This is a genomic window from Streptomyces sp. WAC03905, assembly GCF_057371075.1.
This window is the reverse complement of the sequence record NZ_JBXYDZ010000003.1, coordinates 2,689,693-2,711,743: the sequence shown is the minus strand read 5'-3', so window position 1 is coordinate 2,711,743 and position 22,051 is coordinate 2,689,693. Positions and strand designations below refer to the sequence as shown.

Genomic DNA, 22,051 nt, shown 5'->3' with positions numbered 1-22,051 from the left:
ACCCATGAGCAGCAATCGCACCCACCAGTGGCGCGGCATCATCGAGGAGTACCGGGACCGCCTGCCGGTGACGGACACGACTCCGGTGGTCACGCTCCGCGAGGGTGGCACTCCTCTCGTTCCCGCACAGGTGCTGTCCGAGCGCACCGGCTGCGAGGTGCACCTCAAGGTCGAGGGGGCGAACCCCACCGGGTCCTTCAAGGACCGCGGCATGACCATGGCGATCACCAGGGCCAAGGAGGAGGGCGCCAAGGCCGTCATCTGCGCCTCCACCGGCAACACCTCGGCCTCCGCGGCGGCGTATGCCGTGCGCGCCGGGATGGTCTGCGCGGTGCTCGTGCCGCGCGGAAAGATCGCGCTCGGCAAGATGGGCCAGGCCCTCGTGCACGGCGCCAAGATCCTGCAGGTGGACGGCAACTTCGACGACTGCCTCGACCTCGCCCGTGCGCTGTCCGACAACTACCCGGTGGCGCTGGTCAATTCCGTGAACCCGGTGCGCATCGAGGGGCAGAAGACGGCCGCGTTCGAGATCGTCGACGCGCTCGGCGACGCCCCGGACGTGCACGTGCTGCCGGTGGGCAACGCGGGCAACATCACCGCGTACTGGAAGGGGTTCAAGGAGTACAAGGCCGACGGCCTGGCCTCCCGTACGCCCCGCGTGTGGGGTTTCCAGGCGTCCGGTTCCGCGCCCATCGTGCGCGGCGAGGTCGTCAAGGAGCCGCACACCGTCGCCACCGCGATCCGCATCGGCAACCCGGCCTCCTGGGACCACGCGCTGGCCGCGCGTGACGAGTCGGGCGGCTTCATCGACGAGGTGACGGACCGCCAGATCCTGGCCGCGTACCGGCTGTTGGCCGCGCAGGAGGGCGTCTTCGTCGAGCCCGCCTCGGCCGCGTCCGTGGCCGGTCTGCTCAAGGCCGCCGAGCTGGGCCTGGTGGACCCGGGCCAGAAGATCGTGTGCACCGTCACGGGCAACGGCCTGAAGGACCCCGACTGGGCGGTCGCCGGCGCTCCGCAGCCCGTCACCGTTCCGGTGGACGCCGAAGCCGCCGCAGTGCGCCTCGGCCTGGTCTGACGCATCCGCGCGTGAGCCGGGTCCCGGAAGGCCCCCGAGTGCATTGACCGGCACTCCCGGGGCCTTCCGGAACCCGGCAACTCACCTCGTACGACGACAGAAGTGCGGCCGAAGCGGGTCCAACCCGGTCGAATCCGCGACACGCATCGTGCGCCTCCTGTGCGCCCTATGTCGCGAGAGAACCTTCCTTCGATAGGCTGTACTTACATCCGCCACCGCGCATATGACTGCGGTGCTGCCCCGAGGGCCTTCGGGTGTCGTACGTTCTCCAGTACATTCACAGCGAGCCAGCGAAGAGCGAAGTCCTCGCACAGTCACAAGGAGTGTCATCGGACGATGGCCGGTCCAGCGTTCCGCGCCGCCGCCGTACGGGTGCGCGTCCCCGCCAGCAGTGCCAATCTCGGCCCCGGCTTCGACGCCCTGGGCCTGGCCCTGGGCCTCTACGACGACGTCGTCGTCCGGGTGGCCGACTCCGGCCTGAACATCGACATCGCGGGCGAGGGCGCCGACACCCTCCCGCGGGACGAGAGCCACCTGCTCGTACGCTCCATGCGCACCGCCTTCGACCTGCTGGGCGGACAGCCGCGCGGCCTCGAGGTCGTCTGCGCCAACCGCATCCCGCACGGCCGCGGTCTGGGCTCGTCCTCGGCCGCCATCTGCGCCGGCATCGTCGCCGCCCGCGCCGTCACCATAGGCGGCGAGGCGAAGCTCGACGACGCCGCGCTGCTGGAGCTCGCCACCGAGATCGAGGGCCACCCCGACAACGTCGCGGCGTGCCTGCTCGGCGGGTTCACGCTGGCGTGGATGGACGGGGGCAGTGCCAGGGCGATCCGGATGGAGCCCGCCGGGTCCATCGTTCCGGTGGTCTTCGTACCTTCCCGGCCGGTCCTCACCGAGACGGCGCGCGGCCTGCTGCCGCGCAACGTCCCGCACGTGGACGCGGCCGTCAACGCGGGCCGCGCGGGCCTGCTCGTGGAAGCCCTGACCAGGCGTCCCGAGCTGCTGCTGCCGGCCACCGAAGACCGGCTCCACCAGGAGTACCGGTCCCCGGCGATGCCCGAGAGCGTGGCACTCGTCAACCGGCTGCGGGCGGACGGCATCCCCGCGGTCATCTCCGGCGCGGGCCCCACGGTCCTCGCGCTGGTCGACAACGACGCGGCCGACAAGGTCGCGCAGCTCGCGGGCGAGGGGTGGGCGGCGAACCGGCTCGCCCTCGACGCCGCGGGCGCGAGCGTCCTTCCGCTGGGCACCCAGGGCGGCTAGTCCTGTCCGCGTGACAGGACCGGCCGGCCGGGACCAGCCGGTGAGGAGCGGGCGGCCAGGGCAGGCCGCCCGCGCGGAAGGGCGCGATTGCCGGTGATTGAGAGGGGGAATATCTATTGGATCCGGTAGTGTTAGTCTCAAGTGCGCATCGGAAGCCGCCATGGCTCGGTGCTCAGTGTCCCCATCCGGGACCACATTTCTTCCGGGAGCCTCCCCGACTGCTCTGATCACTTCCAGCAGTTTCGAGCACGCTCCGGAATCGGCGTGATTTTCCCACGCTTCTCAGCTCGGGGGCTTCTCGCCGGAACCCACGCACGTTTCTTTCCGCCGTATTTCTATCGGCGGACCACCGCCCCGGCACGGTCCACACCAAGGACCGTCGTCGGACAGCACAACCGGTCGCCGAGCCAGACAGGCCGACGTCCGCTCCAGGGAAGGACCCTTCGTGAGCGACACCACCGATCTGATGGGCGCTGCCGACACCTCTGTCGACACCAGTGCCCCCGCCGCGGGCGCCGCCCCCAAGCGTCGTCGCACCGGCACCGGCCTTGACGGCATGGTCCTCGCCGAGCTGCAGCAGGTCGCGTCGGGCCTCGGCATCAGGGGCACCGCGCGGATGCGCAAGAGCCAGCTGATCGAGGTCATCAAGGAGGCGCAGGCGGGCAGCGGTGCCCCCAAGGCCGCCGCCTCCGCCGCGGACACCGCCGAGGCCAAGCCGAAGCGCCGCGCCACCAGCAAGGCCCGTACCGCCGCCGCCGAGGCCGCACCGGCGGAGGCCCCCGCGGCTCCCGTCGAGAAGCCCGCCGTCCAGGCGCAGATCGAGATCCCGGGCCAGCCGGCAGGGGGCCCCTCCCGCTCGAGCGCGGCCGAGAGCGGGGGAGAGGACGCCCCGGTCGGCGAGCGCCGCCGCCGTCGCGCCACGGCCCCCTCCGGCAGCCCCGAGGGCTCGGCCCCCGGATCCGTACAGGTCGAGCAGAAGGCCGACACGGCCACCGCCACCGCGCCCGCCGAGACCAAGGCCGAGGCCGCCACCGCGGTCTCCTCCGGCCAGGCCCAGGGCCAGGACGGCGAGGGCCGCGGCCGCCGCGACCGCCGGGAGCGCGGCGACCGCCAGCGCGACCGCCGCGACCGTGGCGCCAAGGCCGACGAGCAGGGCCAGGGCGGCCAGGGCCAGCCCGCGCAGGGCGGTCAGGGCGGCGGCCGGCAGGAGCGCGCCGACCGTCAGGACCGCCAGCAGCAGGGCGGCCGCGGTCAGGGCCAGAGCCAGGGCCAGCAGGGGCGCCAGGACGGCGGCCCGCAGGACGACTTCGACGACGAGGGCGGCCGTCGCGGCCGCCGCGGCCGCTACCGCGACCGCCGTGGCCGGCGTGGCCGCGACGAGTTCGCGCCGAACGAGCCGCAGGTCGCCGACGACGACGTACTGATCCCCGTCGCGGGCATCCTCGACATCCTGGACAACTACGCGTTCATCCGGACCTCGGGCTACCTGCCCGGCCCCAACGACGTGTACGTCTCCCTCGCCCAGGTCCGCAAGGCGGGTCTGCGCAAGGGCGACCACACCACGGGTGCCGTGCGCCAGCCCAAGGACGGCGAGCGCCGCGAGAAGTTCAACGCCCTGGTGCGCCTCGACTCGGTGAACGGCATGGCGCCCGAATCCGGCCGCGGCCGCCCGGAGTTCCAGAAGCTGACGCCCCTGTACCCGCAGGACCGGCTGCGCCTGGAGACCGACCCGGGTGTGCTGACCACCCGCATCATCGACCTCGTGTCGCCGATCGGCAAGGGTCAGCGAGGCCTGATCGTGGCCCCGCCGAAGACCGGCAAGACCATGATCATGCAGGCGATCGCCAACGCGATCACCACCAACAACCCCGAGTGCCACCTGATGGTCGTCCTGGTCGACGAGCGTCCGGAAGAGGTCACCGACATGCAGCGGTCGGTCAAGGGCGAGGTCATCTCCTCGACCTTCGACCGCCCGGCCGAGGACCACACCACCGTCGCCGAGCTGGCCATCGAGCGCGCCAAGCGCCTCGTCGAGCTGGGTCACGACGTGGTCGTCCTGCTGGACTCCATCACCCGTCTGGGCCGCGCGTACAACCTCGCGGCGCCCGCCTCCGGCCGCATCCTGTCCGGTGGTGTCGACTCGACCGCGCTGTACCCGCCGAAGCGCTTCTTCGGTGCCGCGCGCAACATCGAGGACGGCGGCTCGCTGACCATCCTGGCCACCGCGCTCGTCGACACCGGCTCGCGCATGGACGAGGTGATCTTCGAGGAGTTCAAGGGCACCGGCAACATGGAGCTCAAGCTCGACCGGAAGCTCGCCGACAAGCGCATCTTCCCGGCCGTCGACGTCGACCCGTCGGGCACCCGCAAGGAGGAGATCCTCCTCAACGCGGAAGAAGCTCGCCATCGTCTGGAAGCTGCGCCGGGTGCTGCACGCGCTCGACTCGCAGCAGGCGATCGAACTGCTCCTCGACAAGATGAAGCAGACGAAGTCGAACGCCGAGTTCCTGATGCAGATCGCGAAGACGACCCCGTCGGGCAAGAACGACGACTGAGGTCCGCCGCCCGGCGCCCCGCGCCGGTCGTGAGGCATCACCGCAGCAGCCCCCGCCGCACACCCGCGGCGGGGGCTGCCGCGCGTTCCGCACGTCCCGCAACGGTCCCCGCGGCCGGCTCGGGGAGCCTGCGAGCTTCGCCACATCGCACCCGTCGCGGGACCTCTCCGCCCGCGCGCCGAAACCGCAGGTGAGGAGCAGGCTGCGCAGGGCTTTGTACCGGTTCGTACGCAGCGGCGGCCGTACCGGGGGGTTACGGCGTCCGTGGAACCCTTCAAGGCATTCGCCCGTCTGTGTCAGGGGACCCGCGGGGCGGACGGCGGGCCGGTACGCAGCCGGGGCCGGACCGGAGACCGACGACTGAGGACTGAGGATGACCGAGGACAGCAAGGGCCGCGGCCGTCGGGCCGCGGGCGGCCGCCGCCGACGCAAACCGGCGGGGCGCCGCAGGGCCCTCGTCATAGCCGCGTGGAGCGCCGCCGCGGTGGTCCTGCTGGGCGGGGCGGGCCTGGGCTTCTTCTACTTCAAGCTCAACGGCAACCTGAAGACGGTCGACATCGACCAGGCGCTGGGCACCGACCGCCCGGCGAACGTCGACAACGGGTCGATGGACATCCTCGTCCTCGGCTCCGACTCCCGCGGCGGCGCGAACGGCGCCTACGGCCCGGACGACGGCGGCTCCGCCCGCTCCGACACCGCGATGATCGTCCACCTCTACGAGGGCCACCGGAAGGCCAGTGTCGTCTCCATACCCCGCGACACCATGACCTCCCGCCCCGAATGCCCCACCGGCAAGGGCAGGAGCGACCCCGGCGGCAAGCGCCGGCAGTTCAACGAGGCGTACACCGTCGGAGGCGCCGCCTGCGCGGTCAAGACCGTCGAGAAGATGTCGGGGATCCGCATGGACCACTACATCGAGGTCGACTTCACCGGCTTCAAGAAGATCATCGACACCCTCGGCGGGGTCCAGGTGACCACGACCAAACCGATCAAGGACGACTTCAGCCACCTGGACCTCCCGGCCGGCCCGAACCAGCTGAACGGCGAGCAGGCCCTCGGCCTGGTCCGTACCCGCCACGGCGTGGGTGACGGCGGCGACCTCGGGCGAATACAGCTGCAGCAGGCCTTCATCAAGGCGCTGATCAAGCAGGTCAAGGGCGTCGGTGTCTTCGACAACCCGAAGAAGCTGTTCGACCTCGCCGACGCCGGGACCAAGGCGCTCACCACCGACAAGGCGCTCGGCGACGTGAAGTCCCTCGCCGGCTTCGCCCAGAGCCTCCAGGGCATCGACGCCCAGGACATGCAGATGATCACCCTGCCGGTGACCACGGACGCGCTCGACGCGAACCGGGTCACCCCGCTGCAGAAGGAGTCCAAGATGGTCTGGGACGCCCTGCTGGCCGACCGGCCCATCCCGGCCGAGGCCACCGTGAACTCCACCGGGGACAAGAGCACGGCCGGGACGGTCGTCCAGTAGGTCCGCCCCCGCCGCCCGCCCCGTGGCCCCCGTCGGCCCGGCCCGGACGGGCCCCCGGGCCCGTTGGAATAGACGCGGGCCCCTTCCCGTTGAGGGTGACGTCCTCAGAATTTTGACAGGCAGCCCGGTCCTGGCAGACTGGTATGTCGGCCCCGGTTCACGCAGTGCGCAATTCGGCTCCTGCGACCCGGCGCCCTCCCGAATCTAGGAGACACCTTGAAGCGCGATGTTCACCCCGAGTACGTCGAGACCGCGGTCAGCTGCACCTGCGGCGCGTCGTTCACGACCCGTAGCACCCTGACCGAGGGCACCATCCGTGCCGAGGTCTGCTCCGAGTGCCACCCGTTCTACACGGGCAAGCAGAAGATCCTCGACACCGGTGGCCGTGTGGCCCGCTTCGAGGCGCGCTTCGGCAAGGGCGCGGCCAAGAAGTAGCGCGACCCAGGCGCCGGTCTCCGGCCGCCCCCTGTCCACTCGGGGGCGGCCGGACCGGCGCCTTTGTCGTCGTATCGCCCTTCCCCCCGTGCAGTCCCCCCGCACTTTCACCACAGGAGTCCCCCGATGTTCGAGGCGGTCGAGGAACTGGTCGGCGAACACGCCGACCTCGAGAAGCAGCTCGCCGACCCTTCGGTCCACTCCGATCAGGCCAACGCGCGCAAGCTGAACAAGCGCTACGCGGAGCTGACCCCGATCATCGCGACCTTCCGTGCCTGGAAGCAGACGGGCGACGACATCGAGACGGCGAAGGAGTTCGCGGCCGACGACCCGGACTTCGCCGCCGAGGTCAAGGAGCTGACGCAGACGCGCGAGGAGCTCACCGAGAAGCTGCGCCTGCTGCTCGTCCCGCGCGACCCCAGCGACGACAAGGACGTGCTCCTGGAGGTCAAGGCGGGCGCGGGCGGCGACGAGTCGGCCCTGTTCGCCGGCGACCTGCTGCGCATGTACCTGCGCTACGCCGAGCGCGTGGGCTGGAAGACCGAGATCATCGACGCCACCGAGTCCGAGCTCGGCGGCTACAAGGACGTCCAGGTCTCCGTCCGCACCAAGGGCGGCAACGGCGCCACCGAGCCCGGCCAGGGCGTGTGGGCCCGCCTGAAGTACGAGGGCGGCGTGCACCGTGTCCAGCGCGTTCCGGCCACCGAGTCCCAGGGCCGCATCCACACCTCCGCCGCCGGCGTGCTCGTCACCCCGGAGGCCGAGGAGGTCGAGGTCGAGATCAACGCGAACGATCTTCGCATCGACGTCTACCGCTCGTCCGGCCCCGGCGGCCAGTCCGTCAACACCACCGACTCGGCCGTGCGCATCACGCACATCCCGACCGGTGTGGTCGCCTCCTGCCAGAACGAGAAGAGCCAGCTCCAGAACAAGGAGCAGGCCATGCGCATCCTGCGCTCCCGCCTGCTGGCCGCCGCCCAGGAGGCCGCCGAGCAGGAGGCGTCCGACGTGCGCCGCAGCCAGGTCCGCTCCGTCGACCGGTCCGAGAAGATCCGTACGTACAACTTCCCGGAGAACCGGATCTCGGACCACCGCACCGGCTTCAAGGCGTACAACCTGGACCAGGTGCTCGACGGTGACCTCGACGCGGTCATCCAGGCCTGCGTGGACACGGACTCCGCGGCCAAGCTCGCCGCCGCGAACTGACCGAAAACCGCTACACCCCCCCGTACGACAGCAGCCCGGAGGACCAGCGTGAACTTGCTGCTTGCCGAGGTGGCCCAGGCCACCCAGCGGCTGGCCGCCGCCGGCGTGCCCTCACCGCGCTTCGACGCGGAGGAGCTCGCCGCCTTCGTGCACGGCGTCAAGCGGGGGGAACTGCACCACGTCAAGGACGCGGACTTCGACGCCCGCTACTGGGAGGCCGTCGCCCGCCGCGAGGCGCGCGAGCCGCTCCAGCACATCACCGGGCGCGCGTTCTTCCGCTACCTGGAGCTCCAGGTCGGGCCCGGGGTCTTCGTGCCACGGCCCGAGACCGAGTCGGTCGTCGACTGGGCCATACAGGCCGTCCGGGCGATGGACGTCGTCGAGCCGCTGATCGTCGACCTGTGCACCGGATCCGGCGCGATCGCGCTGGCCATGGCGCAGGAGGTGCCGCGCTCACGCGTGCACGCGGTCGAGCTGTCCGAGGACGCCCTGCGGTGGACCCGCAAGAACGCCGAGGGCTCCCGCGTCACCGTCCACCAGGGCGACGCCCTGAGCGCGCTGCCCGAGCTGGACGGCCAGGTGGACCTGGTCATCTCCAACCCGCCGTACATCCCGCTCACCGAGTGGGAGTACGTCGCCCCCGAGGCCCGCGACCACGACCCGGAGATGGCACTCTTCTCCGGCGAGGACGGACTGGACACCATCCGGGGCATCGAGCGCACCGCCCACCGGCTGCTGCGGCCCGGCGGCATCGTCGTCGTCGAGCACGCCGACACCCAGGGCGGCCAGGTCCCGTGGATCTTCGCCGAGGAGCGGGGCTGGGCCGACGCGGCCGACCACCCCGACCTGAACAACCGCCCGCGCTTCGCCACGGCCCGCAAGGCACTGCCGTGACCGGCGCGACGCATCCCGCCACCCCCCAGCTGCACGAGGAGGCCCGCTGATGGCCCGGCGATACGACTGCAACGACGCGACGGACCGCAAGACGGGTCTGCGTGAAGCCGCATCCGCCGTGCGCCGCGGCGAGCTCGTCGTGCTGCCCACCGACACCCTCTACGGGATCGGCGCGGACGCCTTCAGCCCCGAGGCCGTCCACGACCTGCTCGCCGCCAAGGGCCGCGGCCGCGGCATGCCCACCCCGGTGCTCATCGGCTCCCCGAACACCCTGCACGGTCTCGTCACGGACTTCTCCGAGCAGGCCTGGGAACTGGTCGACGCGTTCTGGCCGGGCGCGCTGACGCTGGTCGCCAAGCACCAGCCCTCGCTGGCCTGGGACCTGGGCGACACCCGCGGCACCGTGGCCGTGCGCATGCCCCTGCACCCGGTGGCCATCGAGCTGCTGACGGAGGTCGGCCCGATGGCGGTGTCCTCGGCCAACCTCTCCGGCCACCCGGCGCCCGAGGACTGCGACGCGGCCCGCGAGATGCTCGGCGACTCGGTGTCGGTGTACCTGGACGGCGGTCCTACGCCCGGCATCGAGCCGTCGTCGATCGTCGACGTCACGGGGAAGGTCCCCGTGCTGCTGCGCGCGGGGGCGCTCAGCGCCGACCAGCTGCGGGAGGTCGTACCCGACCTCGAGGTGGCCCCGTGAGCCCTGAGGGGCGTGGCATAGCAGGGGGAAGCACTTTCCGCATACTCCACGTCAGCACGGGCAACGTGTGCCGCTCGCCGATCACCGAGCGGCTGACCCGGCACGCCCTCTCGCACCGCCTCGGCGGCCCCGTCGGGGGCGACCTCATCGTGGAGAGCGCCGGCACGTGGGGCCACGAGGGCGCTCCCATGGAGGCGAACGCGGCCGCCGTGCTCGCGGACTTCGGTGCCGACGCGTCCGGGTTCACCGGCCGGGAGCTGCTGGACGAGCACGTCATCCGTGCCGACCTGGTGCTGACCGCCACGCGCGACCACCGTGCGCAGGTCATCTCCATGGGCCACTCGGCGGGGCTGCGCACCTTCACGCTGAAGGAGTTCACCCGGCTGGTCCGGGCCATAGACCCGGCCACGCTGCCGCCGCTGGACGACGGCATGGCGGAGCGGGCGCGGGCGCTCGTACGGGCCGCCGCGGCGCTGCGCGGCTGGCTGCTGGCGCCGTCGCCGGACGCGGACGAGGTCTACGACCCGTACGGCGCGCCCATCACCTTCTTCCGCTCCATCGGCGACGAGATCAACCAGGCGCTGGACCCGGTGGTCACGGCCCTGACGGGCGTGACGGCCCGCCGCTGACCCCGGCGGCCGGAGGGCGGCGCAGCGGCCCGATGCCCGTGAGGCCCCCGGGGCCGATCGGTGTGAGGGGTGCGTCGGGGAGGTGCTCGACCAGGCGCTGGACCCGGTGGTGACGGCCCTGACGGGCGTGACGGCCCGCCGCTGACCCCGGCGGCCCGGCCGGGGCAGCGGCCCGATGCCCGTGAGGCCCCCGGGGCCGATCGGTGTGAGGGGTGCGTCGGGGAGGTGCTCGACCAGGCGCTGGACCCGGTGGTGACGGCCCTGACGGGCGTGACGGCCCGCCGCTGACCCCGGCGGCCCGGCCGGGGGCGCCCTGCGGTGGTCGTGGGGCGGCGTGGGGGCCGCGGGCCTACAGTGGCTGGTAACCCGGTACCCCCTGGAGTCGCGCCATGAGCGTCATCACCCAGCCCACGGACCTGCTGCGCCGGCAGGACCCGCAGATGGCCGACGTACTCGCCGGGGAGGCCCGCAGGCAGGCCGGGACGCTGCAGCTGAGCGCGGCGGAGAACTTCACCTCCCCGGCCGTCCTGGCGGCGCTCGGCTCGCCGCTCGCCAACAAGTACGCCGAGGGGTACCCCGGCGCCCGCTACCACGGCGGGTGCGAATACGCCGACCTGGCCGAACAGACGGCTGTCGAGCGGGCCAAGGCACTGTTCGGGACCGAGCACGCCAACGTACAGCCGCACTCCGGCTCCTCCGCCGTCCTGGCCGCCTACGCCGCCCTGCTGAGGCCGGGGGACACCGTGCTGGCGATGGGCCTCCCGTACGGGGGCCACCTCACGCACGGCTCGCCCGCCAACTTCTCGGGGCAGTGGTTCACGTTCGTCGGCTACGGGGTCGACGCCGCGACCGGCCTCATCGACTACCGCCAGGTGCAGGCCCTCGCCCGGACCCACCGGCCCAGGGCCATCGTGTGCGGCTCCATCTCCTACCCCCGCCACCCCGAGTACTCGGCCTTCCGGGAGATCGCCGACGAGGTGGGCGCCCACCTGATCGCCGACGCCGCCCATCCCATCGGGCTGGTGGCCGGCGGGGCCGCGCCCAGCCCGGTCCCGTACGCGGACGTCGTCTGCGCGACCACCCACAAGGTGCTGCGCGGGCCGCGCGGCGGGATGGTCCTGTGCGGCGCGGAGTTCGCCGAGCGCATCGACCGCGCGGTGTTCCCCTTCACCCAGGGCGGGGCCCAGATGCACACCATCGCCGCCAAGGCCGTCGCCTTCGGGGAAGCGGGCCGGCCCGCCTTCACCACCTACGCCCACCGCGTGGTCGCCAATGCCCGGGTGCTGGCCGCGGCGCTGGAGGAGCGCGGGTTCACGATCACCACCGGCGGTACCGACACCCACATGATCACCGCGGACCCGGGGCCGCTGGGCGTCGACGGCCCGACCGCCCGCGGCCGGCTGGCGGCGGCCGGAATGGTGCTGGACACCTGCGTCCTGCCGTACGGGGACCAGCGGGGCGTCCGGCTCGGCACGGCCGCGGTGACCACCCAGGGGATGGGGGAGCCGCAGATGCTCCGGATCGCGGAGCTGTTCGCCGCCGCGATCGACGGGGACGCCGCGAAGACACGCACGGAGGTCGGCGAGCTCACGGAAGGATTTCCCCCTTACGGGGAGTAAGCGGGACAAGAGGGGTGTAGTGGAACCGGGATACCGCACCCTCGCGTCCTCGGGAGAGGGGACATCGCAGCTAATGTGTGGGGCTGAGATGGCCGGCGATACATCTGGGGCAGCCAGTGCGTGAATATCTGCTGACGCTTTGCGTCACGGTCGCGGTGACCTACCTGCTGACCGGGCCCGTGCGGAAGTTCGCGATCGCGGCCGGGGCCATGCCGGAGATCCGCGCCCGCGACGTGCACCGCGAACCGACGCCGCGCCTCGGCGGGATCGCGATGTTCGGCGGCCTGTGCGCGGGCCTGCTGGTCGCCGACCACCTGCAGAACCTCAACGCGGTCTTCGAGAAGTCGAACGAACCGCGCGCACTGCTCTCCGGCGCCGCCCTGATCTGGCTGATCGGCGTCCTGGACGACAAGTTCGAGATCGACGCGCTGATCAAGCTCGGCGCACAGATGATCTCCGCCGGCGTGATGGTCATGCAGGGTCTGACCATCCTGTGGATCCCGGTGCCCTTCATCGGCACGGTCCCGCTCACCCAGTGGCAGGGCAACCTGCTCACGGTGGCGCTCGTCGTCATCACCATCAACGCGGTGAACTTCGTGGACGGCCTCGACGGCCTCGCCGCCGGCATGGTCTGCATCGCCGCCGCCGCGCTCTTCCTCTACGCGTACCGGATCTGGTTCGGCTACGGCATCGAGTCCGCGGCCCCCGCCACCCTCTTCGCGGCCATCCTGATGGGCATGTGCCTGGGCTTCCTGCCGCACAACATGCATCCCGCCCGGATCTTCATGGGCGACTCCGGATCGATGCTCATCGGCCTGGTGCTGGCCGCCGCGGCCATCTCCCTCACCGGACAGGTGGACCCGGACGCGCTGGCCCTGTTCGCGGGTGGTGAGCGCAACGCGACGCACGCGATGCTCCCGGTCTTCATCCCGCTGATCCTGCCGCTGACGATCATCGCGATCCCGATGGCGGACCTGATCCTGGCCATCGTCCGGCGTACGTGGAAGGGCCAGTCGCCGTTCGCGGCCGACCGCGGGCACCTGCACCACCGGCTGCTGGAACTCGGCCACTCGCACAGCCGCGCGGTCCTCATCATGTACTTCTGGTCGGGCCTGATCGCCTTCGGCACCGTGGCCTACTCCGTGCACTCCACCGCGATGTGGATCGTGCTGCTGATCGCCGCGCTGAGTGCGGTGGGCCTGATCCTGCTGCTCCTGCCGCGCTTCACCCCGCGCACCCCGAGGTGGGCGGAGGGTCTGGTTCCGCCGCGCTACCGGCACGCCGCGCGGTCGGCGGAAGCGGCCGCGCAGGACGCCTCCGGGACCGAGCCGGCGCCCGCCAGGCCGATCGCCGCCGGCGTCTCGGGCGTCAACGGAGCGACCGCCGTGGGCCCCCGTTCGCGGTTCCCCGAGCGGCGTAAGGCTGAATCCACCCGCTGACCGTCGGGCCACATGTCCGACATGGGCGCCCATTAGCAGACAGTCCACTCGCCTGTCGCGCACACACGCGCAGGGTCACTCTCATGTGTGACAGTCGGCACACCCAGCAGGTAAAGCTCTCATCAAATAGTTTGTGATACCGTTCACTAAACCCGGCGACAGAGCCGAAGGACCGTAGTGCGACGGTCCCTTGGCCCGAGGTTCTCTCTCGGACCGGGCTTACGCTCGTCCCGTACGAGTCCAGTGCCCCCACACCACGCGGAGCAAACCGCCATGCGGTCAGATGACGTCCGATCCCTCCTGCAAGCCGCCGTGCCCACGGCCGTCGCCGGCGCACTCGCCGCGTTGATCGGTGGGCTTGTCGTCGGCGGCAAGGGTGCGATCGGAGCGGTCGTCGCGACGCTGGTCGTGATGGTGTTCATGGGCATCGGCTTCGTCGTCCTGCAGCGCACGGCGAAATCGCTGCCACACCTGTTCCAGGCCATGGGCCTCATGCTCTACGCCGCGCAGATCCTGCTGCTCTTCGTCTTTCTCGCCGCGTTCAAGAACACGACGCTCTTCAACCCCCGGGTGTTCGCGATCACGCTCGTGGTCACCACCCTCGTGTGGATCGCCGCGCAGACGCGCGCCCACATGAAGGCCAAGATCCTCTACGTCGAACCGGACTCGGCAAAGGGCGAAAAGCCCGAAAATCCGGGGCCGAAGTCGTGAGGGGTAGGGCCGGGATAAGTGCGCGTTCGAGATGCTGCTATCGTCCGGTTCAAACTGCGGCACTGCGGGCGCGGGCATCTGAGCTGACGCCTGTTCCATCGCGAGGCTCGATGCCTGACTGCCGCCCCACCATCCGTAACACCAGTCCAGTGCCGAACCGCGGCTTCGCGCCGCGCCGACACAACGAGGTTGCCGTACCTATGCGCCACGCTGAAGGAGCCCGCGGTGAGTGCTGACCCGACGCAGGTCCTCGCCTTCGAGACCGACTGTCACATCTTCGACGGATGTGGCTTCCCCGGCCCGGGCCTGCACTCGTTCCTCTTCGAGCCGCTCTGGGGCGAACCCGGCACCACCAGCGTCTACTTCAACAAGCCGATGCTGCTCGCCCTCCTGGGTTCGATCATCATCGTGGGCTTCTTCTGGGCCGCCTTCGCCAAGCCGAAGGTCGTCCCCGGCAAGCTCCAGATGGTCGCCGAGTCCGGCTACGACTTCGTGCGCCGCGGCATCGTGTACGAGACGCTGGGCAAGAAGGAGGGCGAGAAGTACGTCCCCTTCATGGTGTCGCTGTTCTTCTTCGTCTGGATCCTGAACGTCTGGTCGATCATCCCGCTGGCCCAGTTCCCGGTGACGTCGATCATCGCGTACCCGGCCATCCTCGCGCTGATCGTCTACCTGATCTGGATGTCGGTCACCTTCAAGCGGCACGGCTTCGTGGGTGGGTTCAAGAACCTCACCGGCTACGACAAGTCGCTCGGCCCGGTGCTCCCGCTGGTCATGGTCATCGAGTTCTTCTCGAACGTCCTGGTCCGCCCCTTCACCCACGCGGTCCGACTCTTCGCGAACATGTTCGCGGGTCACACCCTGCTGCTGCTCTTCACGATCGCCAGCTGGTACCTGCTGAACGGCATCGGCATCGCCTACGCGGGTGTCTCGTTCGTGATGGTCATCGTGATGACCGCCTTCGAGCTCTTCATCCAGGCCGTCCAGGCGTACGTCTTCGTCCTCCTGGCCTGCAGCTTCATCCAGGGCGCGCTCGCAGAGCACCACTGAGTCTGCCCGCCCCACCAAACCCCTTGTCGTCCGGTGGCCAACCCCCACCGGTCCGTGAAAGAGAAGGAATACGGCATGTCCAACGTGCTCGCTGCCACCGAGATCACCGGCTCCCTCAGCTCCATCGGTTACGGTCTCGCGGCCATCGGCCCCGGCGTCGGCGTCGGCATCATCTTCGGTAACGGCACGCAGGCCCTCGCCCGTCAGCCCGAGGCTGCCGGTCTGATCCGCGCCAACCAGATCCTCGGCTTCGCCTTCTGTGAGGCGCTCGCCCTCATCGGTCTGGTCATGCCGTTCGTCTACTAAGACGAACCCATTTCGACCAGTCCGTATAGACGAAAGGCACTGATGTGAACCTCCAGGTTCTCGCGGCCGAGATGGAAAACCCTCTCGTTCCGCCGATCCCCGAGCTCGTCATCGGTCTGATCGCCTTCGTCATCGTCTTCGGTTTCCTCGCGAAGAAGCTCCTCCCGAACATCAACAAGGTTCTGGAAGAGCGCCGCGAGGCCATCGAGGGCGGTATCGAGAAGGCGGAAGCCGCTCAGACCGAGGCCCAGAGCGTCCTGGAGCAGTACAAGGCCCAGCTCGCCGAAGCCCGGCACGAGGCCGCGCGCCTGCGCCAGGAAGCGCTGGAGCAGGGCACTGCGCTCAAGGAAGAACTGCGCGCAGAGGGCCAGCGGCAGCGTGAGGAGATCATCGCTGCCGGTCACGCCCAGATCGCGGCCGACCGCAAGGCCGCGTCCCAGGCGCTGCGCCAGGACGTCGGCAAGCTCGCCACCGACCTGGCCGGCAAGCTCGTCGGCGAGTCCCTCGAGGACCACGCCCGGCAGAGCCGCACCATCGACCGCTTCCTCAGCGAGCTTGAGGAGAAGGCCGAGGCGGCCCGATGAACGGAGCGAGCCGCGAGGCGCTGGCCTCCGCGCGTGAGCGTCTCGACGCGCTGACGGACAACACGTCCGTCGACGCGGCGAAGCTCGCCGGTGAGCTGGCCGCTGTCACCGCGCTGCTCGACCGTGAGGTCTCGCTGCGTCGGGTCATCACGGACCCGGCGCAGGCCGGCGAGGCCAAGGCCGAGCTCGTCGCTCGGCTGCTCGGCGGTCAGGTCGGCGGGGAGACCCTCGACCTGGTGTCCGGCATGGCCCGGTCCCGCTGGTCGCAGTCCCGCGACCTGGTGGACGCCCTCGAGGAGCTGGCGGCCACCGCCGACCTCACGGCGGCCCAGCAGGCGGGTGCGCTCGACGACGTCGAGGACGAGGTCTTCCGCTTCGGCCGGATCGTGTCCTCGAACACCGAGCTGCGTGCCGCGCTGACCGACCGTGCGGCGACCGCCTCCGCCAAGAGCCAGCTGCTGCGCAGCCTGCTCGGCGGCAAGGCGAACGCCGTCACCGAGCGTCTGGTGACGCGTCTTGTCACGCACCCGCGTGGACGTAGCCTGGAAGCGGGACTGGAGTCCCTTTCCAAGCTCGCCGCCGAGCGCCGTGACCGCATGGTCGCCACCGTGACCAGCGCGGTTCCGCTCAGCGACGTGCAGAAGCAGCGTCTCGGCGCGGTGCTGGCCAAGCTGTACGGCCGCCAGATGCACCTGAACCTGGACGTGGACCCCGAGGTCCTCGGCGGGATCTCGGTGCGCGTCGGCGACGAGGTCATCGACGGCACCATCGCGGACCGCCTCGCAGAGGCGTCCCGCCGCATGGCCGGCTGACCAGCCACCACAAGTACAAAGCATTCCTAGCGGCCCGGTTGGGCCGTGCAGAACTTGCAGAAGATTCCTGGGGGTCACCCCCAGACCCCTAAGAAGCTTCAGGCCCAACAAGGAGAGCAGGGAACCCAGATGGCGGAGCTCACGATCCGGCCGGAGGAGATCCGGGACGCACTGGAGAACTTTGTCCAGTCGTACCAGCCGGACGCGGCCTCGCGCGAGGAGGTCGGAACGGTCAGCGTTGCCGGCGACGGCATCGCGAAGGTGGAGGGCCTGCCCTCCGCCATGGCGAACGAGCTGCTGAAGTTCGAGGACGGCACCCTCGGTCTCGCCCTCAACCTCGAGGAGCGCGAGATCGGTGCGATCGTCCTCGGCGAGTTCAGCGGTATCGAGGAGGGCCAGCCGGTGCAGCGCACCGGTGAGGTTCTCTCCGTAGGTGTCGGCGAGGGCTACCTCGGCCGCGTTGTCGACCCGCTCGGCAACCCGATCGACGGCCTCGGCGAGATCGCGACCGAAGGCCGCCGCGCCCTCGAGCTGCAGGCCCCGGGCGTCATGGTCCGTAAGTCGGTGCACGAGCCCATGCAGACCGGCTACAAGGCCGTCGACGCGATGGTGCCGATCGGCCGTGGCCAGCGTCAGCTGATCATTGGTGACCGTCAGACCGGCAAGACCGCTCTGGCCGTCGACACGATCATCAACCAGCGCGACAACTGGCGCTCGGGCGACGTGAACAAGCAGGTCCGCTGCATCTACGTCGCCATCGGCCAGAAGGGCTCGACCATCGCGTCCGTTCGCGGCGCACTGGAAGAGGCCGGCGCGCTCGAGTACACGACGATCGTCGCCGCCCCGGCGTCCGACCCGGCCGGCTTCAAGTACCTGGCGCCGTACACCGGTTCCGCCATCGGCCAGCACTGGATGTACGCCGGCAAGCACGTCCTGATCATCTTCGACGACCTGTCGAAGCAGGCCGACGCCTACCGCGCCGTGTCGCTGCTGCTGCGCCGCCCGCCGGGCCGCGAGGCCTACCCGGGTGACGTCTTCTACCTGCACTCCCGTCTGCTGGAGCGCTGCGCGAAGCTGTCCGACGAGATGGGCGCCGGTTCGATGACCGGTCTGCCGATCGTCGAGACCAAGGCGAACGACGTGTCGGCGTTCATCCCGACCAACGTCATCTCCATCACCGACGGCCAGTGCTTCCTGGAGTCCGACCTGTTCAACGCGGGCCAGCGCCCGGCGCTGAACGTCGGTATCTCGGTCTCCCGCGTCGGTGGCTCCGCCCAGCACAAGGCCATGAAGCAGGTTTCGGGTCGTCTCCGCGTCGACCTGGCCCAGTACCGCGAGCTGGAGGCGTTCGCCGCCTTCGGTTCCGACCTGGACGCCGCGTCGAAGGCCTCGCTGGAGCGCGGCAAGCGCATGGTCGAGCTGCTGAAGCAGGGCCAGTACCAGCCGATGCCCGTCGAGGAGCAGGTCGTCTCCGTCTGGGCCGGCACCACCGGCAAGATGGACGACGTCCCGGTCGCCGACATCCGTCGCTTCGAGTCGGAGCTGCTGGAGCACCTGCGCCGCGAGCGCAAGGACCTCCTGACCTCCATCGCCGACGGCGGCAAGATGTCGGACGACACCCTCGGCTCGATCGCTGACGCCATCGCGGCCTTCAAGCGCCAGTTCGAGACCTCGGACGGCAAGCTCCTGGGCGAGGACGTGCCGGCCGTCAACGTCTCCAAGTGACGACGGAAGGGACCTGACTCATGGGAGCGCAGCTCCGGGTCTACAAGCGTCGCATCCGTGCCATCACGGCGACCAAGAAGATCACCAAGGCGATGGAGATGATCGCCGCCTCGCGCATCGTCAAGGCGCAGCGCAAGGTGGCGGCGTCGATGCCGTACGCGACCGAGCTCACCCGTGCGGTGACCGCGGTGGCGACCGGTTCGAACACCAAGCACGCCCTGACCACCGAGGTCGAGGCGCCGACCCGCGCCGCGGTCCTGCTCATCACGAGCGACCGCGGTCTGGCCGGCGGCTACTCCTCGAACGCCATCAAGCAGGCGGAGCGGCTCAGCGAGCGGCTGCGCGGCGAGGGCAAGGAGGTCGACAGCTACATCGTCGGCCGCAAGGGTGTCGCCTACTACGGCTTCCGTGAGCGCAAGGTCACGGACTCGTGGACCGGCTTCACCGACAGCCCGGCCTACGCCGACGCCAAGCGCGTCGCGGCGCCGCTGATCGAGGCCATCCAGCTGGAAACGGCCGAGGGCGGCGTCGACGAGCTGCACATCGTCTACACGGAATTCGTGTCGATGATGACGCAGAACGCGGTGGACGGCCGGATGCTGCCGCTCAGCCTCGAGAAGGCTGCGGAGGAGGACAGTGCGAAGGGCGAGATCCTTCCGCTGTTCGAGTTCGAGCCGTCGGCGGAGGACGTCCTCGACGCCCTTCTGCCGCGCTACGTCGAGAGCCGGATCTACAACGCACTGCTGCAGTCGGCCGCTTCCGAGCACGCCGCCCGCCGCCGCGCGATGAAGTCGGCGACCGACAACGCCGGAGACCTCATCAAGAGCCTCTCCCGGCTTGCCAACGCGGCCCGCCAGGCCGAAATCACCCAGGAAATCAGCGAGATCGTCGGTGGCGCCAGCGCCATGGCCGACGCGACCGCGGGGAGTGACAAGTAATGACGACCTCTGTTGAGACGGCCGCTGCCACGGGCCGCATCGCCCGGGTCATCGGCCCGGTCGTCGACGTGGAGTTCCCCGTCGACGCGATGCCCGACATCTACAACGCGCTGAAGGTCCAGGTCGCCGACCCGGCCGAGGACGGCGCGCTCAAGACGCTGACCCTTGAGGTCGCCCAGCACCTGGGTGACGGCCTGGTCCGCACCATCTCGATGCAGCCCACCGACGGCCTGGTCCGCCAGGCCCCGGTGACCGACACGGGCGAGGGCATCACCGTCCCCGTCGGCGACTTCACCAAGGGTAAGGTGTTCAACACCCTCGGTGAGGTGCTGAACTACCCCGAGGCGAACGCCGAGGTCACCGAGCGCTGGCCGATCCACCGCAAGGCGCCCTCCTTCGACGAGCTCGAGTCGAAGACCGAGATGTTCGAGACCGGCGTCAAGGTCATCGACCTCCTCACCCCGTACGTCAAGGGTGGAAAGATCGGTCTGTTCGGTGGTGCCGGTGTCGGCAAGACCGTTCTGATCCAGGAAATGATCTACCGCGTCGCCAACAACCACGACGGTGTGTCGGTCTTCGCGGGCGTCGGTGAGCGTACCCGTGAGGGCAACGACCTCATCGAGGAGATGGGCGACTCCGGCGTCATCGACAAGACGGCGCTCGTCTTCGGCCAGATGGACGAGCCCCCGGGCACCCGTCTGCGCGTCGCCCTGGCCGGTCTGACCATGGCGGAGTACTTCCGCGATGTGCAGAAGCAGGACGTGCTCTTCTTCATCGACAACATCTTCCGGTACACCCAGGCGGGTTCCGAGGTGTCGACCCTGCTCGGCCGCATGCCCTCCGCGGTGGGTTACCAGCCGAACCTGGCCGACGAGATGGGTCTCCTCCAGGAGCGCATCACCTCGACCCGTGGTCACTCGATCACCTCGATGCAGGCGATCTACGTCCCCGCGGACGACCTGACCGACCCGGCGCCGGCGACCACCTTCGCCCACCTCGACGCGACGACGGTTCTCTCCCGTCCGATCTCCGAGAAGGGCATCTACCCGGCCGTGGACCCGCTGGACTCGACGTCCCGCATCCTCGACCCGCGGTACATCGCGGCGGACCACTACGCGGCCGCCATGCGCGTCAAGGGGATCCTGCAGAAGTACAAGGACCTCCAGGACATCATCGCGATCCTCGGTATCGACGAGCTGGGCGAGGAGGACAAGCTCGTCGTCCACCGTGCCCGTCGCGTCGAGCGCTTCCTGTCGCAGAACACCCACGTCGCCAAGCAGTTCACCGGCGTGGACGGTTCGGACGTTCCGCTCGACGAGTCGATCACCGCGTTCAACGCGATCTGCGACGGTGAGTACGACCACTTCCCCGAGCAGGCGTTCTTCATGTGCGGTGGCATCGAGGACCTGAAGGCCAACGCCAAGGAGCTGGGCGTCTCCTGATCCGGCGCGCTCCGCGAGGAGCGCATCCGGTTCGACGGAGAGGGGCGGGTGTGTCCCGTCCCTCTCCCCACGCCCATTAGAATTTGACCCAACACCCGGCTGACCCGCCGGGTGGTGACCCGAGGAGCCACCTTGGCTGCTGAGCTGCACGTCGAGCTGGTCGCGGCGGACCGCAATGTCTGGTCCGGCGAGGCCACCCTTGTTGTCGCCCGCACCACGTCCGGCGACATCGGCGTCATGCCCGGTCACCAGCCGCTTCTCGGTGTGCTGGAATCGGGCCCGGTGACCATCCGCACCAGCGAGGGCAACACTGTCATCGCCGCGGTGCACGGCGGATTCATCTCGTTCGCGGACAACAAGCTGTCCCTGCTGGCCGAGATCGCCGAGCTCGCGGACGAGATCGATGTCCAGCGTGCGGAGCGGGCACTGGAGCGCGCGAAGTCGGAGGCCGACGCGGCCGCCGAGCGTCGCGCGGATGTCCGGCTGCGCGCCGTAACGGGCTGACCGCCCGTCGGAGTTTCAACCGCTGAGTCCCGGGGGGCGACCTTCGGGACTCGGCAGACCTCAGCCGCGGTCCGTTCTGGAATTTTCCAGACCGGGTCGCGGCTGAGGCGATGCAGGTCCTTCCCCGGACCCGTCCGGGAGGGGCCCCCGTTTCTCATGCGTATTCGATGAGCGAGGAGGTCGGTGAAGATGCTCCTCGCTCTGCTTGTGAGCGGCCTGGTCGTAGCCCTGGTGGTGATCGGCCTGTTCGTCTTCGGACTGCGCCGCAGACTGATCCAGCGGTCCGGCGGCACCTTCGACTGCAGCATGCGCTGGGGCGTGTCCGAGGAGCCCGACGTCTCCGGCAAGGGCTGGGTGTACGGGGTCGCGCGCTACAGCGGTGACCGGATCGAGTGGTTCCGGGTGTTCTCGTACTCCCCGCGCCCGCGCCGGCTGCTGGAGCGGTCCTCCATCGAGGTGCTGGCCCGTCGCGCCCCGGAGGGCGAGGAGGAGCTGGCCCTGCTGTCCGACGCCGTCGTGCTCGGTTGTCTCCACCGCGGGACGCGCCTGGAGCTGGCGATGAGCGAGGACGCGCTGACCGGCTTCCTGGCCTGGCTGGAGGCGGCTCCGCCCGGCCAGCGGGTGAACGTGGCGTAGTACCCCCCCCGCGGGGGTGGCGCCGGCACGGTACGGAGAAGCCGGGGAGCACGG

At 70.1% G+C, this 22,051-nt stretch carries 20 protein-coding genes and 1 pseudogene; all 21 read left to right on the top strand.

Annotated features, from left to right (window positions below):
* Window positions 1–4 precede the first annotated feature (4 nt).
* The 21 genes and pseudogenes from thrC to AC2RP6_RS14380 all read left to right on the top strand — a co-directional run bounded on the left by thrC (window position 5) and on the right by AC2RP6_RS14380 (window position 21,997).
* Window positions 5–1,075, top strand: coding sequence for a threonine synthase (thrC, locus tag AC2RP6_RS14480; protein ID WP_486446585.1), 1,071 nt, complete (start codon window positions 5–7; stop codon window positions 1,073–1,075).
* A 336-nt stretch (window positions 1,076–1,411) separates the two neighbouring features.
* Complete coding sequence (thrB, locus tag AC2RP6_RS14475) at window positions 1,412–2,338, top strand: homoserine kinase (RefSeq protein ID WP_486446584.1); 927 nt, start codon at window positions 1,412–1,414, stop codon at window positions 2,336–2,338.
* A gap of 445 nt (window positions 2,339–2,783) precedes the next feature.
* Window positions 2,784–4,893 (top strand): annotated as a pseudogene (rho, locus tag AC2RP6_RS14470) (transcription termination factor Rho).
* A 373-nt stretch (window positions 4,894–5,266) separates the two neighbouring features.
* A complete protein-coding gene (locus AC2RP6_RS14465; RefSeq protein WP_486446583.1) occupies window positions 5,267–6,370 on the top strand; it encodes an LCP family protein in 1,104 nt (367 codons plus the stop codon).
* A 216-nt stretch (window positions 6,371–6,586) separates the two neighbouring features.
* The gene (rpmE, locus tag AC2RP6_RS14460) at window positions 6,587–6,805 is read left to right on the top strand and encodes a 50S ribosomal protein L31 (RefSeq protein ID WP_030008686.1); all 219 of its coding nucleotides are present in this window, start codon (window positions 6,587–6,589) and stop codon (window positions 6,803–6,805) included.
* Between the two features lie 126 nt (window positions 6,806–6,931).
* Window positions 6,932–8,011, top strand: coding sequence for a peptide chain release factor 1 (prfA, locus tag AC2RP6_RS14455; protein WP_486446582.1), 1,080 nt, complete (start codon window positions 6,932–6,934; stop codon window positions 8,009–8,011).
* Window positions 8,012–8,059: 48 nt separating this feature from the next.
* On the top strand, window positions 8,060–8,905 hold the full coding sequence (gene prmC / locus AC2RP6_RS14450) for a peptide chain release factor N(5)-glutamine methyltransferase (protein WP_030660273.1): 846 nt from the start codon (window positions 8,060–8,062) through the stop codon (window positions 8,903–8,905).
* A 49-nt stretch (window positions 8,906–8,954) separates the two neighbouring features.
* Window positions 8,955–9,602: an L-threonylcarbamoyladenylate synthase gene (locus AC2RP6_RS14445; RefSeq protein WP_486446581.1), complete on the top strand. Its 648-nt coding sequence runs from the start codon at window positions 8,955–8,957 to the stop codon at window positions 9,600–9,602.
* Window positions 9,599–10,231, top strand: coding sequence for an arsenate reductase/protein-tyrosine-phosphatase family protein (locus AC2RP6_RS14440; RefSeq protein WP_030660279.1), 633 nt, complete (start codon window positions 9,599–9,601; stop codon window positions 10,229–10,231). Before AC2RP6_RS14445 ends, AC2RP6_RS14440 begins: the two co-directional genes overlap by 4 nt.
* Before the next feature lie 389 nt (window positions 10,232–10,620).
* Window positions 10,621–11,850, top strand: a complete 1,230-nt coding sequence (locus tag AC2RP6_RS14435; protein ID WP_486446580.1) for a serine hydroxymethyltransferase — start codon at window positions 10,621–10,623, stop codon at window positions 11,848–11,850.
* Window positions 11,851–11,954: 104 nt separating this feature from the next.
* Complete coding sequence (locus AC2RP6_RS14430; RefSeq protein WP_486450337.1) at window positions 11,955–13,289, top strand: MraY family glycosyltransferase; 1,335 nt, start codon at window positions 11,955–11,957, stop codon at window positions 13,287–13,289.
* A gap of 273 nt (window positions 13,290–13,562) precedes the next feature.
* A complete protein-coding gene (locus tag AC2RP6_RS14425) occupies window positions 13,563–14,000 on the top strand; it encodes a Cg1360 family ATP-synthase-associated protein (RefSeq protein WP_486446579.1) in 438 nt (145 codons plus the stop codon).
* Between the two features lie 210 nt (window positions 14,001–14,210).
* On the top strand, window positions 14,211–15,050 hold the full coding sequence (gene atpB, locus AC2RP6_RS14420; RefSeq protein WP_486450336.1) for a F0F1 ATP synthase subunit A: 840 nt from the start codon (window positions 14,211–14,213) through the stop codon (window positions 15,048–15,050).
* Between the two features lie 75 nt (window positions 15,051–15,125).
* On the top strand, window positions 15,126–15,356 hold the full coding sequence (gene atpE / locus AC2RP6_RS14415; protein ID WP_125645699.1) for an ATP synthase F0 subunit C: 231 nt from the start codon (window positions 15,126–15,128) through the stop codon (window positions 15,354–15,356).
* 71 nt (window positions 15,357–15,427) lie between these two features.
* Window positions 15,428–15,940 (top strand): F0F1 ATP synthase subunit B, encoded by a 513-nt coding sequence (locus tag AC2RP6_RS14410; RefSeq protein WP_486446578.1) that lies wholly within the window; start codon window positions 15,428–15,430, stop codon window positions 15,938–15,940.
* Entirely contained in the window at window positions 15,937–16,752 is an 816-nt protein-coding gene (locus tag AC2RP6_RS14405) for a F0F1 ATP synthase subunit delta (protein WP_486446577.1), read from the top strand. Before AC2RP6_RS14410 ends, AC2RP6_RS14405 begins: the two co-directional genes overlap by 4 nt.
* Before the next feature lie 129 nt (window positions 16,753–16,881).
* Window positions 16,882–18,477, top strand: coding sequence for a F0F1 ATP synthase subunit alpha (atpA, locus tag AC2RP6_RS14400; RefSeq protein WP_030660299.1), 1,596 nt, complete (start codon window positions 16,882–16,884; stop codon window positions 18,475–18,477).
* 20 nt (window positions 18,478–18,497) lie between these two features.
* Complete coding sequence (locus AC2RP6_RS14395) at window positions 18,498–19,415, top strand: F0F1 ATP synthase subunit gamma (RefSeq protein ID WP_486446576.1); 918 nt, start codon at window positions 18,498–18,500, stop codon at window positions 19,413–19,415.
* Window positions 19,415–20,857, top strand: coding sequence for a F0F1 ATP synthase subunit beta (atpD, locus tag AC2RP6_RS14390; RefSeq protein WP_183067350.1), 1,443 nt, complete (start codon window positions 19,415–19,417; stop codon window positions 20,855–20,857). The genes AC2RP6_RS14395 and atpD overlap by 1 nt, the downstream gene beginning before the upstream one ends.
* Window positions 20,858–20,989: 132 nt before the next feature.
* Window positions 20,990–21,361, top strand: a complete 372-nt coding sequence (locus AC2RP6_RS14385) for a F0F1 ATP synthase subunit epsilon (RefSeq protein WP_030660309.1) — start codon at window positions 20,990–20,992, stop codon at window positions 21,359–21,361.
* Between the two features lie 189 nt (window positions 21,362–21,550).
* Window positions 21,551–21,997: a DUF2550 domain-containing protein gene (locus AC2RP6_RS14380; protein WP_030027382.1), complete on the top strand. Its 447-nt coding sequence runs from the start codon at window positions 21,551–21,553 to the stop codon at window positions 21,995–21,997.
* Window positions 21,998–22,051 lie beyond the last annotated feature (54 nt).